18 protein-coding genes are annotated in these 16,556 nt (G+C 37.3%); 10 read left to right on the top strand and 8 right to left on the bottom strand.

Annotated elements, in window-relative coordinates; genetic code table 11:
• Window positions 1-87 precede the first annotated feature (87 nt).
• Window positions 88-1,503, top strand: a complete 1,416-nt coding sequence (gndA, locus tag B9N79_RS21830; protein WP_019394738.1) for an NADP-dependent phosphogluconate dehydrogenase — start codon at window positions 88-90, stop codon at window positions 1,501-1,503.
• A gap of 35 nt (window positions 1,504-1,538) precedes the next feature.
• Here gndA and B9N79_RS21835 read toward each other — a convergent pair whose 3' ends face one another.
• Window positions 1,539-2,183: a cyclase family protein gene (locus B9N79_RS21835; protein WP_040060387.1), complete on the bottom strand. Its 645-nt coding sequence runs from the start codon at window positions 2,181-2,183 to the stop codon at window positions 1,539-1,541.
• 32 nt (window positions 2,184-2,215) lie between these two features.
• The gene (zwf, locus tag B9N79_RS21840; protein ID WP_019394740.1) at window positions 2,216-3,712 is read right to left on the bottom strand and encodes a glucose-6-phosphate dehydrogenase; all 1,497 of its coding nucleotides are present in this window, start codon (window positions 3,710-3,712) and stop codon (window positions 2,216-2,218) included.
• A 276-nt stretch (window positions 3,713-3,988) separates the two neighbouring features.
• Between zwf and B9N79_RS21845 the strand changes: the two genes are divergently transcribed.
• The 3 genes from B9N79_RS21845 to B9N79_RS21855 all read left to right on the top strand — a co-directional run bounded on the left by B9N79_RS21845 (window position 3,989) and on the right by B9N79_RS21855 (window position 5,457).
• Window positions 3,989-4,663, top strand: a complete 675-nt coding sequence (locus tag B9N79_RS21845; protein WP_026009742.1) for a uracil-DNA glycosylase — start codon at window positions 3,989-3,991, stop codon at window positions 4,661-4,663.
• Between the two features lie 74 nt (window positions 4,664-4,737).
• Window positions 4,738-5,040, top strand: coding sequence for a YwdI family protein (locus tag B9N79_RS21850; RefSeq protein WP_040060383.1), 303 nt, complete (start codon window positions 4,738-4,740; stop codon window positions 5,038-5,040).
• Window positions 5,041-5,085: 45 nt separating this feature from the next.
• Window positions 5,086-5,457 (top strand): DUF423 domain-containing protein, encoded by a 372-nt coding sequence (locus tag B9N79_RS21855; protein ID WP_019394743.1) that lies wholly within the window; start codon window positions 5,086-5,088, stop codon window positions 5,455-5,457.
• A gap of 31 nt (window positions 5,458-5,488) precedes the next feature.
• On the opposite strand, the gene gerQ is transcribed toward B9N79_RS21855, so the two are convergent.
• Together gerQ and hemQ are read right to left on the bottom strand one after the other, a co-directional pair.
• On the bottom strand, window positions 5,489-6,067 hold the full coding sequence (gene gerQ, locus B9N79_RS21860) for a spore coat protein GerQ (RefSeq protein WP_040060381.1): 579 nt from the start codon (window positions 6,065-6,067) through the stop codon (window positions 5,489-5,491).
• Window positions 6,068-6,294: 227 nt separating this feature from the next.
• On the bottom strand, window positions 6,295-7,041 hold the full coding sequence (gene hemQ / locus B9N79_RS21865; RefSeq protein ID WP_019394745.1) for a hydrogen peroxide-dependent heme synthase: 747 nt from the start codon (window positions 7,039-7,041) through the stop codon (window positions 6,295-6,297).
• 330 nt (window positions 7,042-7,371) lie between these two features.
• Between hemQ and pta the strand changes: the two genes are divergently transcribed.
• Window positions 7,372-8,343, top strand: coding sequence for a phosphate acetyltransferase (gene pta / locus B9N79_RS21870; RefSeq protein ID WP_019394746.1), 972 nt, complete (start codon window positions 7,372-7,374; stop codon window positions 8,341-8,343).
• A gap of 40 nt (window positions 8,344-8,383) precedes the next feature.
• Here the strand turns inward: pta and lipL are convergent, their stop codons facing one another.
• Both lipL and B9N79_RS21880 read right to left on the bottom strand, forming a co-directional pair.
• Entirely contained in the window at window positions 8,384-9,214 is an 831-nt protein-coding gene (gene lipL, locus B9N79_RS21875) for an octanoyl-[GcvH]:protein N-octanoyltransferase (RefSeq protein ID WP_046218048.1), read from the bottom strand.
• Window positions 9,215-9,352: 138 nt separating this feature from the next.
• A complete protein-coding gene (locus B9N79_RS21880) occupies window positions 9,353-10,093 on the bottom strand; it encodes an RsfA family transcriptional regulator (RefSeq protein WP_040060377.1) in 741 nt (246 codons plus the stop codon).
• A gap of 243 nt (window positions 10,094-10,336) precedes the next feature.
• Here B9N79_RS21880 and B9N79_RS21885 point away from each other — a divergent pair, with 243 nt between their 5' ends.
• The 3 genes from B9N79_RS21885 to B9N79_RS21895 all read left to right on the top strand — a co-directional run bounded on the left by B9N79_RS21885 (window position 10,337) and on the right by B9N79_RS21895 (window position 12,721).
• Window positions 10,337-10,561: a YuzB family protein gene (locus B9N79_RS21885; RefSeq protein WP_019394749.1), complete on the top strand. Its 225-nt coding sequence runs from the start codon at window positions 10,337-10,339 to the stop codon at window positions 10,559-10,561.
• Window positions 10,562-10,724: 163 nt separating this feature from the next.
• Window positions 10,725-12,041 (top strand): HD domain-containing protein, encoded by a 1,317-nt coding sequence (locus B9N79_RS21890; protein ID WP_040060374.1) that lies wholly within the window; start codon window positions 10,725-10,727, stop codon window positions 12,039-12,041.
• Window positions 12,042-12,205: 164 nt separating this feature from the next.
• On the top strand, window positions 12,206-12,721 hold the full coding sequence (locus B9N79_RS21895) for a YwgA family protein (RefSeq protein ID WP_019394751.1): 516 nt from the start codon (window positions 12,206-12,208) through the stop codon (window positions 12,719-12,721).
• A 28-nt stretch (window positions 12,722-12,749) separates the two neighbouring features.
• Here B9N79_RS21895 and B9N79_RS21900 read toward each other — a convergent pair whose 3' ends face one another.
• A complete protein-coding gene (locus B9N79_RS21900; protein WP_019394752.1) occupies window positions 12,750-12,935 on the bottom strand; it encodes a 2-hydroxymuconate tautomerase in 186 nt (61 codons plus the stop codon).
• Between the two features lie 162 nt (window positions 12,936-13,097).
• On the opposite strand from B9N79_RS21900, the gene B9N79_RS21905 reads away from it, so the two are divergent.
• Together B9N79_RS21905 and B9N79_RS21910 are read left to right on the top strand one after the other, a co-directional pair.
• Complete coding sequence (locus B9N79_RS21905) at window positions 13,098-13,751, top strand: site-2 protease family protein (RefSeq protein ID WP_019394753.1); 654 nt, start codon at window positions 13,098-13,100, stop codon at window positions 13,749-13,751.
• A gap of 35 nt (window positions 13,752-13,786) precedes the next feature.
• On the top strand, window positions 13,787-14,305 hold the full coding sequence (locus B9N79_RS21910; RefSeq protein WP_040060371.1) for a YwhD family protein: 519 nt from the start codon (window positions 13,787-13,789) through the stop codon (window positions 14,303-14,305).
• A gap of 32 nt (window positions 14,306-14,337) precedes the next feature.
• Here the strand turns inward: B9N79_RS21910 and mtgA are convergent, their stop codons facing one another.
• Window positions 14,338-16,365 carry a monofunctional biosynthetic peptidoglycan transglycosylase gene (gene mtgA / locus B9N79_RS21915; RefSeq protein WP_240516719.1) on the bottom strand — a complete coding sequence of 676 codons (2,028 nt, stop codon included), beginning with the start codon at window positions 16,363-16,365 and terminating at the stop codon, window positions 14,338-14,340.
• Window positions 16,366-16,556: the final 191 nt, after the last annotated feature.

The raw sequence follows: 16,556 nt of genomic DNA on the forward strand, positions 1-16,556 counted from the left end.
GGGTGCTTTTAAAATAACGTTTTGCCTATGCAAAATGTGCTAGGGCAAATTCACTCTATATTTTAATTACAGAAGGGAAGAGAAAGTATGTCAAAACAACAAATTGGTGTTATTGGCTTGGCTGTTATGGGTAAAAACCTTGCTCTTAACATTGAAAGTCGAGGGTATTCAGTTTCTGTTTTTAACCGTTCTCCAGAGAAAACAGAAGAGTTTTTAAAAAATGAAGCAGAAGGTAAAAATTTCGTTGGTACATATAGCGTAGAAGAGTTTGTTAACTCTCTTGAAAAACCACGTAAAATCTTGTTAATGGTTAAAGCAGGACCAGCAACAGATGCAACAATTGAATCATTAAAGCCTTATTTAGATAAAGAAGATATTTTAATCGATGGCGGAAATACATTCTTTAAAGATACAATTCGTCGTAATGAAGAGCTTGAAAAAGAAGGGATCCACTTTATTGGAACAGGAGTTTCAGGTGGGGAAGAAGGAGCGCTTAAAGGACCATCTATCATGCCTGGTGGACAAAAAGAAGCGTACGAGCTTGTAGAGCCTATTCTAGAAGCTATTTCAGCAAAAGTTGATGGCGATTCTTGCTGCACATATATTGGACCAAATGGAGCAGGTCACTACGTAAAAATGGTTCATAATGGAATTGAGTATGGCGATATGCAGCTGATTTGTGAAGCATATTTCATTATGAAAAATCTTTTAGGTCTAGAGGCACAGGAGTTGCATGAAGTATTCTCTGAATGGAATAAAGGTGAGCTTGACAGCTACCTTATCGAAATTACTGCTGATATCTTCACAAAAGTTGATGAAGAAACAGGTAAACCACTTGTTGACGTGATTTTAGATACAGCAGGTCAAAAAGGAACAGGAAAATGGACAAGCCAAAGCTCTCTTGACCTAGGTGTACCACTTCCGATTATCACAGAATCTGTATTTTCACGTTTCCTTTCTGCAATGAAAGAAGAGCGTGTGAAAGCAAGTAAAGTACTAAGCGGACCAGAAGCTTCAGCATTTGAAGGGGATAAAGCTGAATTTGTAGAAGCTATCCGTAAAGCTCTTTATATGAGTAAGATTTGTTCATATGCTCAAGGATTCGCACAAATGCGTTCAGCATCTGAAGAGTACGATTGGAACTTAAGCTACGGAGATATCGCTATGATCTTCCGTGGTGGTTGTATTATTCGCGCACAATTCCTACAAAAAATTAAAGATGCATATGATCGTGAATCAGCTCTAACAAACTTACTTCTGGATCCATATTTCAAAGAGATTGTGGAAGGCTACCAATCAGCGTTACGTGAAGTGATTTCTCTTGCTGTAAAACACGGAATTCCTGTACCAGGATTCTCTAGTGCACTAGCTTACTATGATAGCTACCGCACAGAAACATTACCAGCAAACTTACTTCAAGCGCAGCGTGATTATTTCGGTGCACATACGTATCAACGTATTGATAAAGACGGTATTTTCCATACAGAATGGTTAGAAAAATAAACGTAAAAAAGACGCTCAAGCTTGAGCGTCTTTTTTTATGCAAATTGGATATCGATATCTTCCATTCCTTCAACAAGGAAAACACGAGCAGGAGCTGCTTCAATACCGGTTACTTTAATAGGTGCAGCAATCATCAAATATTCTCCTTGTGGTACATCCTTTAAAGAGAAGCCTTCCATAATAACGATTTTCTCTTTAAAGAGAGAGCGGTGTGTACTATGATCTGGTTGGCTACGTTCAATGCCAAGACCATCTGTAGCAACACCTTTAATACCTTTATCAATCAGATACTTTGCACCATCTTCTTTTAAGTAAACAAATTCATGATCAAATTCATTTTTCTCATGAAAAGAATTAGTTGTTTTTAAAACAAGAAAGTCATTTTGTTCAATCTCAAAAGGCTCGAGGTGGCGTGCCGTAATTCCATCTTCAACAGTGGTCAAATCAAGGACTTTACATTTTGTGATAAAACGATCAAGAGGGATCGTTTCAAATGTGTCTCCCTCATTAATCATATGGAGAGGAGAGTCTATATGGGTACCTGTATGGGCATCCATCGTTATTTTCGTTTCTGTTACATGACCGTTCGTACTCGTATTAAAAACTGGCTTTTTTTCTGCTTTATCTTTATAAACCATCATACTTTCATGAATCGACATTGTCACATCATAAAACTTCATTGAGAAACTCCTCTCACTTTCTATGCTAGTAATTAAAAACCTTTGTGCGAGTTAATATCCCACCAGTGGAAACCATTCTCTGCTAAAAGAGCATCTGCTTCTTTTGGTCCCATTGATCCTGATTCATAGTTTGGGAAGTTTGTTGCTTTTTCATTCGCCCATGCTGCTGAAATATTGTCAACAAATTTCCAAGAAAGGGCTACTTCTTCCCAATGCGTGAAGTTTGTTGCATCTCCATTCATGCAATCATATAAAAGACGCTCATAAGCTTCAGGCGTATTAATTTTATCTCCGCAGTTATTGCAGTAATCAAGTTCAATTGGTGTAGAAGTTGAAGGATCAGCACCACTTTCTTTGCGTGCATTTAAGTGAAGCGTAATACCTTCATCTGGTTGAATATGAATAACAAGTAAATTTGGATGAATGCTTTTTCCTTTATTCTTATAAAGATTCATTGGTAGATCCTTAAATTGAACAACAATTTTTGTTGATTTTTCTCTCATACGTTTACCTGTACGAATATAGAATGGCACTCCAGCCCAGCGGAAGTTATCAATCATGAGCTTAGCTGCAACAAATGTTTCTGTATTTGATTGTTCGTCAACTGCGTTTTCTTCTCGATAGCCTTTTACATTATCCTCTTCAACAACACCAGCTCCGTATTGTCCGCGTACAACATAGTCATTTAAATTCTCCGCAGAAATTTGGCGAAGTCCGCGTAGTACTTTGACTTTTTCACTACGAATTTCTTCTGTTGTTAAGTTAATTGGGGGTTCCATTGCAAGAAGTGCCACCATTTGTAGCATATGGTTCTGAACCATGTCACGCAGGGCACCAGACGTCTCGTAATAGCGTCCACGATCTTCAACACCAAGTGTCTCACTCGATGTAATTTGAATATTTGAAATATATTGGTTATTCCACATCGGTTCAAATAAAGCATTAGCAAAACGAATAACCTCAATGTTTTGAACCATATCTTTTCCAAGGTAGTGATCAATACGATAGATTTGATCTTCGCTAAAAGCATGACGAATTTGGTTGTTTAGTACTTCAGCTGACTGATAATCATGACCAAAAGGTTTCTCAATAACAAGTCTTGACCATCCATTTGTATTTGTAACACCTTCAGATTTTAAATTTTCTGCAATTGGACCGAAAAACTCTGGTGCCATTGCTAAATAGAAAATTCGGTTGCCTTCAGTATGATATTGCTCATCAAGATCTGTTAATAAGCTGTTTAACTTCTGATAGGATTCTAGGTCTGTTACATCAAATGGCTGATAATAAAAATGAGAAGAAAACTCCTCAATGTCTTTGCCATTTAACCCTTTAACAGATTCTTTTACATTGTCACGAAATGTATCATTTGACCATGGTCTTCTTGCCACGCCTACAACAGCAAAGTCTTCAGATATTTTCCCGTTGCGATATAAGCGGTAAATAGAAGGGAATAGCTTGCGTTTTGCTAAATCACCAGTAGCTCCAAAGATTACAATAATTGATTTCGGATTTGAACTCGTTGTCATCGCATCTCTAACCTCACTTTATTTTGAATTACGTATGAAATATGTAATAATTTTAAAAAGAATAGAGTTATAAAAACAGTATTCTTTCATTAATGGCTTGTACCTATTATTCCATGTTTTCTTTTACTTTAAAAGTATTTTGTACTTAATCTTGATAAGACAAAGTAAAGTTTATGTGTAAAAAGATAGAGATACGGTAGCGAAGAGAGCTTAAAGTCAAGAACAGGAAGTTACCAGTTGTCTTTATTTTTAAAAAATTTATTGAGAGGTGTTAAAATGACCATTTTGAAAAATGATTGGCAAGAGATATTAGCAGAGGAATTTGAAAAAACTTATTATAAGGAACTTCGTGAGTTTCTAGTTGAGGAATACAAAACACAAACGATATATCCAGATATGTATGATATCTACAATGCTCTTCACTACACAGCTTATAAAGATACAAAGGTTGTGATATTAGGTCAAGATCCTTACCATGGTCCTGGCCAAGCCCATGGATTAAGCTTCTCTGTTCAACCAGGAGTGAAAACACCACCATCCCTTATGAATATTTACAAAGAACTAAAGCAGGATGTTGGATGCTATATTCCAAACAACGGCTATTTAGTAAAATGGGCTGAACAAGGAGTCCTTATGCTAAACACGGTCTTAACGGTAAGAGAAGGAAAACCAAACTCTCATAAAGGAAAAGGATGGGAGAACTTCACAAACAAAATTATTGAAAAGCTCTCTGAACGTGAGAAGCCAATGGTTTTCTTATTATGGGGAAACAATGCAAGACAGAAAAAAGCACTTATAAAAGATCACCATCTAATTCTAGAAGGCCCTCACCCAAGCCCACTTTCTGCAAATAGAGGATTCTTTGGGAGCCATCATTTCTCAAAAACAAATGAGTTCTTAAAGGAAACAAATCAAGAACCGATTGATTGGCAAATTGAAAATAGAGAATAAGGAAGAGTATAGAGGAGAAAAGAATGTTTTGATACAATAGTAAAGGATAAGCAAACTAAAAATGAGGTGTAATAATGGCCGATATTTCCATACAACATGTGTTAAATAAATTACAGACAGAAGTAACGGAAGCCAAAGAGAAAAACTCGGCAGGAGAGGGTGGCAAAGTTCGAGATCATTTAATTGCGATAAAAACGCTTTGTGAACTTGCTATTGGTGAACAGTCTCCTTCTTCGTCTATCTCTAAGAAAGCAGAGGCTTCTCCTGTTTCAAGTATCCAAACATTTTCTAATTACCAACAAGGTTCTCCAACAAATCCACCAAACAAAGTGGAAGAGAATGATGGATCTAATGGAGACAGTCTTTTTGACTTTTAAGAACTGTAGAAATCAAATACTTTTTACTACATAGGGGAGAGAAAAATGAAGATATTTTTAATATTGGGAGCTATTAATGCGATGCTTGCTGTTGGATTAGGTGCGTTCGGAGCACATGGATTAGAAGGCCGAGTTTCAGAAAAATATCTAGAAGTGTGGAAAACAGGGGTACAGTACCATATGTTCCATGCTTTTGGTCTTTTCGTTGTAGCTTTTCTAGCAAATTTATTTCCACAGTCTAGCTTAATTTCTTCCTCAGGTTGGGTAATGTTAGTTGGGATTATTTTCTTCTCAGGAAGCTTATACATCTTAACATTAAGCGGTATCGGTATCCTTGGGGCCATTACACCAATTGGAGGAGTGGCGTTCATTGTTGCGTGGCTTCTAATCGTAATTGCAGCTGCTAAACTTTTATAAAAAGAACCCTGCTAAAGAAGCAGGGTTTTTTTTAGCGTGAAGGATAAGTACTAATTGAAGTGGAGTTTCCAAATGGATATTGGTATTCAATCTCTTCATCAAACGTAATGTAATCAAGATAAACCATGAGAAGAATATAGCGCATTCCTGTACGAGGATCGCTTAGAATAATGTGGTCACGTCCTGCAGCTTCAACTACACCTTTGAATGTTTTATCTCTATTATTTTCGAAAGTCATATAAACAGTAGCTACTTTTCCTCTGTTGAGACGTAATATATTTTCAATATAAGATTCTTGAAGAGGTAGCATCCCTGGAACGTTTTGACCTGGTGCACCTTGCTGCCCTTGCCCCATTTGACCTTGTGGCATCATCGGTATCCCCATTCCTTGCCCCATCTGTCCTTGCCCCATCTGTCCTTGTTGTCCTTGTTGACTTTGTTGTCCTTGCCCTCCGTTGCTAGACATTTGCCCAGAAGCCTGCCTTATAGAAGGTGGAGCAAAGCCATACTGGTCATAGGGAAATCCATAGTAAGGAGCATAGTATGGTGGATATGCACCATATCCTTGCCCTCCTTGCTCAGGTTGATTCGACGATTTTGATTTAGCCATTATCCAATTCCTCCTTAAAGAAAATGTATAAGCTTTTAGGTTTCAAGCCTTTCAGAAGGCTTATAAGCCCGAATATATACTGGTTTTACAGAGCTAAATATCATTCTCTTTAGCCGCTATTTCATTATTATGTAGGCGAGCGGGGGGATATGATGATTTTTAAAGAATGGAAACGAGAAAAAGCTGAAGAAGGGAAGACCCCTTCTTCAGCTTTTTATGCATATATTTTATACGTGGAAAAATGGAGAAATTCCTTCTTCTGTTAGACGATGCCCAACAAAGAAGCTACCAAATTCCCCGTAACGAGAGCTTACTTCATCAAAACGCATTTCGTAAATTAACTTTTTAAATTGCAAAACATCATCGGCGAATAAAGTAACTCCCCATTCGTAATCATCAAATCCAACTGAACCTGTGATAATCTGTTTTACTTTTCCAGCATATTGACGACCAATCATACCGTGGCTATACATTAATTTGCTACGCTCGTCCATTTCAAGACGGTACCAGTTGTCATCACCTTGACGGCGCTTATCCATTGGATAGAAGCAAATATAATCTGTTTGAGGAAGGATAGGATATAGACGAGAACGAATATGTGGGTTCTCATAAGGGTCTTCTCCTTCTTTAGCCATATATGAGCCAAGTTCAACAACTGAAACGTACGAATATGTTGGAATTAGAAACTCGGCTAATTTCGTTTTATTAAACTCTGTTTCAATATCATTTAGTTCAGCCATTGTAGGGCGCAGGAACATAAACATAATATCTGCTTTTTGCCCGATTACCTTGTATACAACGTGGCTTCCTTGCTCTGCTTTTTGTACGTTGTTCCATTTTTCCATGAGCCCCTGAAATTCATGAAGAGCTGCTTGACGTTCATCGCTCGTTAGCATTTTCCAAGCTGCCCAGTCCATTGCGCGTAAGTCATGAAGACTATACCAACCATCTAGTGTTTGAGCTGGTTCTACCATAATGTTTTCACTCCTATATATGGGTTTTTAGCATCTATTCCAACTATAGCACAGTCTAACCGATATTTCTGAATTGAACACCTATAAATTCGGTGAATATTTTGTGAAATGAGGGTTAAAAAAAGGAAACAGGGGGAAACATACAAGCATTCAGATTGGTCTATGGTAGTAGAGAGAAACACTAATTTTGAATATTCAAAATTGAAATAACTTTACTAATTCGACATTGTTTTGTCAGATTCCTTTGCATTTAACTTTAAAAGAGCTATCCTAGTAAAAGAGGGAATGTTACATAAATAAAAATGATTTCTATTAAAGGAGGACGTTAGTGTGAGTGATTTATTCTCATCATTAAAAGACAAAGTAAAAGGTCAAAATATTCGTATCGTATTTCCAGAAGGACTAGATGAGCGTGTATTAGGAGCGGTAAGCCGTCTTGCTGCAGATGGTCTTGTAACTCCAATTGTGATTGGAAGCCAGGAAGAGGTTGCAAAGAAAGCAGGCGAGATCAATGCATCTTTAGAAGGGGTAACAGTATATGATCCTCAAAACTATGAAGGATTTGAAGAAATGGTTGCTTCATTCGTAGAGCGCCGTAATGGAAAAGCAACAGAAGAGGATGCACGTAAAATTCTTCTAGATGAAAACTATTTTGGGACAATGCTTGTTCATATGGACAAAGCAGATGGCCTTGTAAGCGGTGCTGCGCACTCAACAGCAGATACAGTTCGTCCAGCGCTTCAAATCATCAAAACAAAACAAGGTGTGAAAAAGACATCTGGCGTATTTATCATGGTTCGTGGTGAAGAGCGCTACGTATTTGCTGACTGCGCAATCAACATTGCTCCAGACAGCCAAGATTTAGCTGAGATTGCAATTGAAAGTGCAAATACTGCAGACATGTTTGGTATTACACCACAAGTAGCAATGTTAAGCTTCTCAACGAAAGGATCAGCAAAATCTCCTGAAACAGAGAAAGTAGCAGACGCTGTAACAATTGCGAAAGAGAAAAACCCAACACTTGTGTTAGATGGAGAATTCCAATTCGATGCTGCTTTCGTTCCAGAAGTAGCGGCAAAGAAAGCTCCAGATTCTGTTTTAAAAGGTGATGCAAACGTATTTGTATTCCCAAGTCTTGAAGCAGGAAACATTGGATACAAAATTGCTCAACGTTTAGGTAACTTTGAAGCAGTTGGACCAATTCTTCAAGGGTTAAATAAACCAGTAAACGATCTTTCACGCGGCTGCAGTGAGGAAGATGTGTACAAATTAGCTATTATTACTTCAGCTCAAGCACTGTAATAAAAGCAAAGAAGCTCCTTTTTATAAAGGAGCTTCTTTTTTATCGAAATGCTTTTTCGTTTCGATCATAAATACGCTGTAGATTTTGTTGGAACAGAGATTGTTCTTCTTCAGAAAGTTCCCTTGTTGTTAGTTTGCTACCGAGAGATTTCAACGTACTTAGAACTTTATACATTACATCGTTCACTGTCATTTTTTCTCCCAATAGTTCTGTAAGAGAAGCCATTGTTTCTGGTTTAATCGTTGGATACGTAAATTTAGTTTCTTCTTTTTTAAGGGCTCTTTCATAAAACTGCTGAATAAGTTTGGCGCGCTCTGAACCACTTCTATCAACGCAAAGATAGATTTGCACAGCAATTCCTTTTCGAATACGACGCTGTGAAATCCCTGCAAACTTTTTTCCATTAATGCTTAGATCATAGCTACCAGGACAGTATGACCCAACAATTTCTTTTGCTTCAATCTCAACGTTATAATCTTTAAAAATATATTTAATAAGTTCCCACATTGCATCATATCCACGATCAATATCAATTTTTGCTTCTGGGAAGAGGAGAGAGATGTTTAGTACTTCTTCATCTAACACGACCGCAAGGCCACCAGAATTACGGACAATGGCTTTGAACCCTTGGTCATGGAGATAAGAAAGCCCATCTTTCAAATATGGCAGACGTGTATCTTGAATACCAAGAACGATTGTTTGATGATGAACCCATGATCTCATTGTAGGTGGGGATGAAAATGAACCAACAACTGTGCAAAGCATGTCGTCCATGGCAAACGATTGGCGAGCATCAAAAGCAGGACCTAAACTTGTCTGATCAATAATACGCCATGTTGGCTGTGATAATAACTCTACGGCTTGATTCATAATATGTGCTCCTTTAACTAGCTTTAACATCGTTATTATAGCACAGTTTTATTCGCTGCTTGCTCAAACCAAAAAGAGAATGAACGTCTTTGAAATAAGATGCGTTCACTCTCCTTGGGAATGTGATAAAGGGATTCATTATTCAGCCATTTTCTCAAGATTACCATTGCGATCCATTTTAAATTTTGTAGCTTGGCGATCATCATCTTCAAAAAGAACAAACTGTCGAGCGCGGTTCATAATTTTCATTAATGTTTCGTAGTCTTCTTGAATAGTAGTTGTATCTTGTTCAAGCTTCGCAACTTTTGATTTTAGCATAAGATTTTCTTGCGTAAGCTGCTCGTTTTCACGTTTTAAGCGCTCATTTTCTGCTCGGTAAGCTTGTGAGTTGCTTTGACGACCTTCTAGGTTTCTCAAAAATTGAATAACTTCATGAATCTCGCTACCTTCCTCACGGGGAGAACTGATAGGTTGCTGAATACTTTTAGTTTCCATTTCTCTTTCCACTTCATGCTGATTATCTTCTTGTTCATATGGCATTAACTCATATTCTTGGTAAGTATCAGTAGATACTGTTTCACTAATATCTTCTAACGTTGGTACAGGCGGGTTATAAAGTAATCTCTTTTTACCCTGTTCCTGTCCAAGAACACGCTGGCGCTGTTTGCGCTGCTTTTTAGCTAGTGATAGAGCTTTCTCATAACGATGACGTACAACGGCATTCCAGCGGAAACCACACGCTGCTGATGTACGGTTTAATTCATCTCCTACTTCCTCAAAAGCATTCAACTGTGTACTTCCTTCGCGAACATGACGAAGCACTGTTTCTGCTAGCAATAAATCATTTTCTTCTGTCCATGCATCTTGACGCTCTTTCATTGTAAAACCAACTCCCTTAGTTTCTTTCTTTTATTTGCTGTAAGAATTATGTTGTTAGTTATATGTTTGACAGAAAGAATGTACTTTATACCAAACTTGCAGAAAGATAATAGGATTTTTATAGGAGTAGAGAAGGAATTTTACCGACATTTGTTAAGCACAAGTAGGGCTTGCAATAGGCTATATTTAGCGGTAAAATACCCTTTAGGTTTAATGGTATGGTGAAGAAGGGAAGGTATAACAATGGCAAATGAATTTCGCATTTGTGATGATTGCCAAGCAACAGATATAAAAACGTTAGTACCAAAGCTTAAAAAAGTAGATCCTAATGCGGAGATTAAAATAGGGTGCCAGTCTTACTGTGGCCCAGGTCGAAAGAAATCTTTTGCATTTGTAAATAATCGTCCTGTTGCAGCTTTGAGTGAAGATGAGCTGATTCATAAAGTTGAAAAGAAGATGAAGAAATAAAAATCGCCTTTGTTTGTTTCACAAGGGTGATTTTTCACGTTTAGGTTCATTCTTTTTCCTCTCTCATCTTAAAACCGAAAGTTTTAGAGTCAATATAGGAATTAACAACCTTTTGTCGAATGGAATTAACATAACAGAAGCTTAAAAATAGAGAGGTAACTAGATGACGACATATCCAAGTGGAAAACTAAGTGAAGAAAAAGTATTTAAAGATCCAGTTCATCGTTATGTTCATGTTCGAGATAAACTGATCTGGGATTTAATTGGTACGGCAGAGTTTCAGCGACTTCGGCGGATTCGCCAGCTTGGAACTACTTATATGACGTTTCATGGAGCCGAGCACAGCCGTTTTAATCACTCTCTAGGAGTATATGAAATTATTCGCCGAATTGTAGATGATGTTTTTCAAGATAGGGAAGAGTGGGATAACAATGAACGCCTGGTAAGTCTTTGTGCTGCTCTTTTGCACGATTTAGGACATGGTCCTTTCTCGCACTCTTTTGAAAAAGTTTTTCATCTCGATCATGAGGATTTTACCCAAGCAATTATTCTAGGAGATACAGAAGTTAACGCAGTTCTACGCCGAATGGGAAATAGATTCCCCAAAGATGTAGCAGAAGTAATTGCTAAGACATATCGAAATAAACTTGTTGTTAGTTTAATTTCAAGCCAAATTGATGCGGATCGGATGGATTATTTGCAGCGTGATGCCTATTTTACAGGAGTTAGTTATGGTCACTTTGACATGGAACGAATCCTTCGTGTTATGCGTCCAAGGGAAGATCAGGTTGTTATTAAACATAGTGGAATGCATGCCGTTGAGGATTATATTATGAGCCGTTATCAAATGTATTGGCAAATCTATTTCCACCCTGTAACAAGAAGTGCTGAAGTAATTTTAACGAAAATTCTCCACCGAGCTAAACATTTATATGAAAAGAACTATGAATTCAAGCAGCCTCCGCGTCACTTTTATTCTATTTTTGAAGGAAAAGTCACTGTTGAGGATTATGTAAAGTTAGATGAATCCATTATTATGTTTTATTTTCAAACATGGCAAGAAGAAGATGATGCTATTTTGTCAGATCTTTGCCGTCGTTTTCTTAACCGCAATTTATTCAAGTATATTGAATTCAATCCAAATTCACAGGTGAAAATGAAGATGTGGATGGAACTGACACAGCTTTTCAAAAAAGCAGGGATAGATCCAGATTATTATTTAGTGATTGATTCATCCAGTGATCTTCCATATGACTTTTACCGTCCTGGTGAAGAAGAAGAGCGTCTACCAATCCATTTATTAATGCCAAGTGGGGAATTACGTGAGCTTTCTCGTCAGTCTGAAATTGTTGAAGCTATTTCAGGGAAGAAGAGAACGGATCATAAGCTCTATTTCCCTCAGGATGCAATTGACCAACTATCCTCAAAACGAAAAGTCAAGGAGCAAATTCGTAAGCTCTTGTTTGAAGAAATGAGATAAAAGGGCATAATCTTAAGTTTTACGTTACATTTCTAAGATTTTGCTAGGGTGACGAGCAAAAATGAACGTGATACTCTATTAAATAGACTAAAAATAGAGAGCGTTAAAGCTACGAGAGACAAGCTTCCAATGAAATTTTTTGAAGCATAGGAGTTGAAGGGGCCTTGTTGAAGGATCATGCTAAAATTATTAAAGTGTTTTTATCTGCAGGAGAGATTATTGGGCGAAAAAAGCTGCAGAAAATGATTTTTATTGCAAAGAAGCTAGACTATCCGTTTTATGAGAAATACAACTTTCATTTTTTTGGACCATATTCAGAAGAATTGACGCTTCGAGTTGAAGAGCTTTGTAATTTAGGGTTTTTGACAGAAGTAAAAGAAAACAAAGGTGGTTATATGCAGTACCGCTATGAGCTAACTCAAGAGGGGGAAATATTTCTAGAGCATCACCAGGATTTAGATTTTCCTTTCTTGAATGATTGTGTGAAAAGCATGAATGAACAAAGCTCAAGGTTTCTTGAACTTGTTTCAACCGTTCTTTACTTTGAAACGTTACCACCTGAAGAAGTGGCGGAAAAAGTATTCACATTAAAAAGCAAACAGCATTATACACAAGAAGAGGTTAATGATGCATATAGTTATATCTCGTCTCTTCGTGAGACAATTCATTCTCCACTATAAAAGAGGCTCTCGAATAGAGCCTCTTTTTTTATTGATCACTTATACGCTTTCCGGCAACACCATAGTTGTTTTTACTCATTTCTTCAATAATAACGGCTACTTTCTCTTTAGAAGCACCTGTTGTTTCCACAACAGCCTCCGTTACTTTCTCAACAAGAGCACGTTTTTGCTCATCTGTGCGACCTTCTAACATTTTTACTGTTACATATGGCATATTAGTTCCTCCTTAAAATAGATATCATTATTTAGTGTAGCTCTTTCTTTTATAATTAGAAAGAAAAATCATACCTTTCCATTTGCATGAAGAGAAGACTCTAATATAGTATACTAAGGGCAAGAAGTTGAAATTTAAAATATGGTGTAGAGGAGAAATGATGTGGAACAGTTTTTAGCATTTCCATTACAACAAATGCCTTTTGTTGTAATCACTCTTATTATAGCTTTTACAATTCATGAATTCTCGCATGCCTTTATAGCCAATCTATTTGGTGATTCAACAGCGAAGAATGAAGGAAGGTTAACGCTATCACCCATTTCCCATCTAGATCCATTTGGAACACTTCTGCTTATTATTGCAGGATTTGGATGGGCGAGGCCTGTTCCTGTTAACCCTCGGAACTTTAAGCGTCCGAGACTTGCGGGTGTTCTTGTATCCATTGCAGGACCGCTAAGCAATCTTATATTAGCTTTTATTGGGACGCTGTGCTTTTATATTCTTATTTATGCACAAGTAGCTCCAAACAATGTGTACCTTTATCAGTTCTTTAACCTATTTATTATGCTTAATATTCTTCTTTTCATCTTTAATTTATTGCCTTTTCCTCCCCTTGATGGGTATAGAATATTAGAGGATTTAGCACCAACAAATATTCGTATAAAGATGAAACAGTATGAATCATACGGAATTTTGCTATTCTTAATCATTGTCATTACACCCCTTGATCAATATGTAATCTCGCCCATCTATAATCAAGGGATACCGAGTGTAATGGGGTTATTTGAACGTATATTAGGTCCGTTCTTTCTTTAGGAAATGTAATTAAGCAAGCTAGGAGGAGTTTTTTTATGGATCAACAACCGAAAAAGAAAAAAGCAGCATTTAATATCATTAAAAGTGACCCAACAGATGGTCATGGGGGATTTGGTGTTGGAGCTCTTAGTTTAGATAATGTTTCACCTGTTTTCATTGATCTCGAAGATGAAGAGGTTTTTGTAGACATCGGTGCAATGCATGCTCGTAGTGTCGTTGAAAAAGGAATTAAGTTTTTGCCAAACCGTGAAGAAGTGCCAGCAGGAGATAAGTTTTATTGGCTTGTTTGGGTAACGATTGGAAGAAAACCAGAGTCTCCTTATTATGCAGGAGTAACAGCTTGTGAAATGACGGTTAACCGTGAAGCACGTCGTGGATATAAGTCTCTTCCAGAACATGTGAATCGGATGGATAAATCAATGAAACACCATATTATTGTCGATCATATGGACGAAAAATCAAAACACTTACTGCGTGAATTTTTAAAAGGACATAATGAAGCACTTTGGAATGCTTCAGAACCAGAACTGAAAAAAGCGCTGCTAGAAGCATAAAAAAGACGTGGAGCTTAAGCTCCACGTCTTTTTTATGCCCAAGGAAGGACTTTTTTCCAAAATCCATCTTCCTCTTTCTTTTCTTGTTTTTCTTGTTTCTTCTCTTCGGTATGTTCCATATGTTCATCACAGTACTCCGTTGGCTCTGTGCCTTTAACATAATAAGTAAGCCTCGTATTTGGACAGTCTTTAGTAGCAAGCTTTCCATTGTCCGGATTCACCAGAACGCCTACAACCCCTTTAGATGGCGAGAAGGCTTGAACTGTTTTTCCTTTATGGGCTTCTTCCATAAACGAAACCCAAATGTTTTTGGCATAGCTTCTTTCTGTCACTTTGTCCATTGTTTGGTCTTTGTCATAGCCAGTCCATACACCTGCTACAAGGCTTGGAGAAAATCCAATCATCCAGCTATCTGTTTGTGTTGTTCCGGATTTCCCGCCATAAATATGTGTTGTTTTTTCGTTAATGGAATTCCCTGTCACAGTTGTATAATCATTTAAACGCTCATCAAACATACCCGTCATGAGATGTGTGGTCACATATGCAGCATCTTCATCAAGGACTTGTTTGTGCTCTTTTGGTGCTTCATAAAGTACTTTTCCATCATAAGATTCCACTTTAGTTACAAAGGTCGGTTCAATTTCTCGTCCTCCATTTTCAATCATTCCATATGCATTAACCATCTCACTTAGACGAACAGGAGAGGTGCCGAGGGCGAGAGAAGGAACAGGTTTAATGTTGCTTTTAATGCCCATTTCTCTGGAAGTTTGAACAAGCTGATCCACTCCGATATACTGCATTGTTTTTACCGCATAAATGTTATCAGAAAGAGCGATGGCTTGTGACAGTGTAATATTATCATTTGCATAGTAATCATGGTAATTGCTTGGTTTGTATTGCGTTTCTTTTGTTCCTTTTCCAAATGTAAAAACGGTTGGCTCACTTTTAAATAATGTAGAAGGAGTGAGTCCATGTTCAATAGCTGCGTAATAGAGCGGTACTTTCATTGTTGAACCAGGCTGTCTCACTGCTTGAGTTGCACGGTTAAAAGGGCTTTCTTCATAATCTTTTCCACCAATTAATGCTTTTACAGCACCTGTTTTGGGATTCATAGCAATAAATCCTGTTTGAATGGAAGAGTCAGGATCAATTGTTTTTTCCACTTTCTTTTCAGCAAGCTTTTGAAGCTTTGGATTTAAAGTAGTATAGATTCGAAGCCCATGAAGTTCACGTTCATTTGTTAAATGAAGCTTTTCCTTTACTTGTTTTTTTACTTCATCAACAAAATAAGGAGCAATATCTTTCTTTTCTTCCTCTTTTATTTCATGAAAGGTAAGCTTAGCAGCAAAAGCCTTCTTCTCTTCTTCTTGTGTAATAAAACCTTCTTTTTGCATAGCGGCTAAGATGATTTTCTGTCTTTCTTTGGCATTCTCTAGGTTATTGAAAGGCGAGTAGTAGCTTGGCCCCTTTGGGATTCCTGCAAGAATAGAAGCTTCACTACGTGTGAGTTTTGAAGCATTCTTATTAAAATAGTACCGAGAAGCTGCTTCTATACCATATACCCCATGGCCGTAGTAGATTGTGTTTAAATATCCTTCTAAAATATGGTCTTTGTCATAGTTCGTTTCTAACCGGACTGTATACCATGCTTCCCGCAATTTCCGAATCCATGTTTTATCATGCTCAAGAAACAAGTTACGCGCATATTGCTGTGTAATAGTACTCGCCCCTTGAACTTTTGCCATTGCTTTTAAGTCAGCAACAGCAGCACCTGCAATCCGTTTGGGATCAAATCCATGATGATTATAAAAATTCTGATCTTCAACAGATATAGTTGCCTGAATAACATGAGGAGAAATGTTTTCAATTGGAACCCAATATCTTTTTTGGCCATGATGCATTTCTTCTAAGAGAGATTTATCAGCATTATAAAGAATAGTCGTTTGAGGTACAGATAGAGGAGGAGCTCCTTGAATTTTTGCTATCATCCACATGACGCCGAGAGAGATACAAAATAAGATTAATAGGATAATGCTTAAGGCAATAGCTCGACGCCCCATTTTTTTGAGCTTCTGCTGATACTTGCTTGCATTTAGCTCCAAAGTATTCACCTCCGTTTTCTTCATACATAAAACAGTATTGAAAAAAAAACGGAGTTTTAAACATCAAAATAGCTTTGAATTTTAGAAGAATTTTCATAGAATAAGATCATGCAAAAAACGCTTGCTTTTTTACGAGATTAATCTATACT

This window comes from Priestia filamentosa (genome assembly GCF_900177535.1).
Lineage (GTDB): Bacteria > Bacillota > Bacilli > Bacillales > Bacillaceae_H > Bacillus_I > Bacillus_I filamentosa.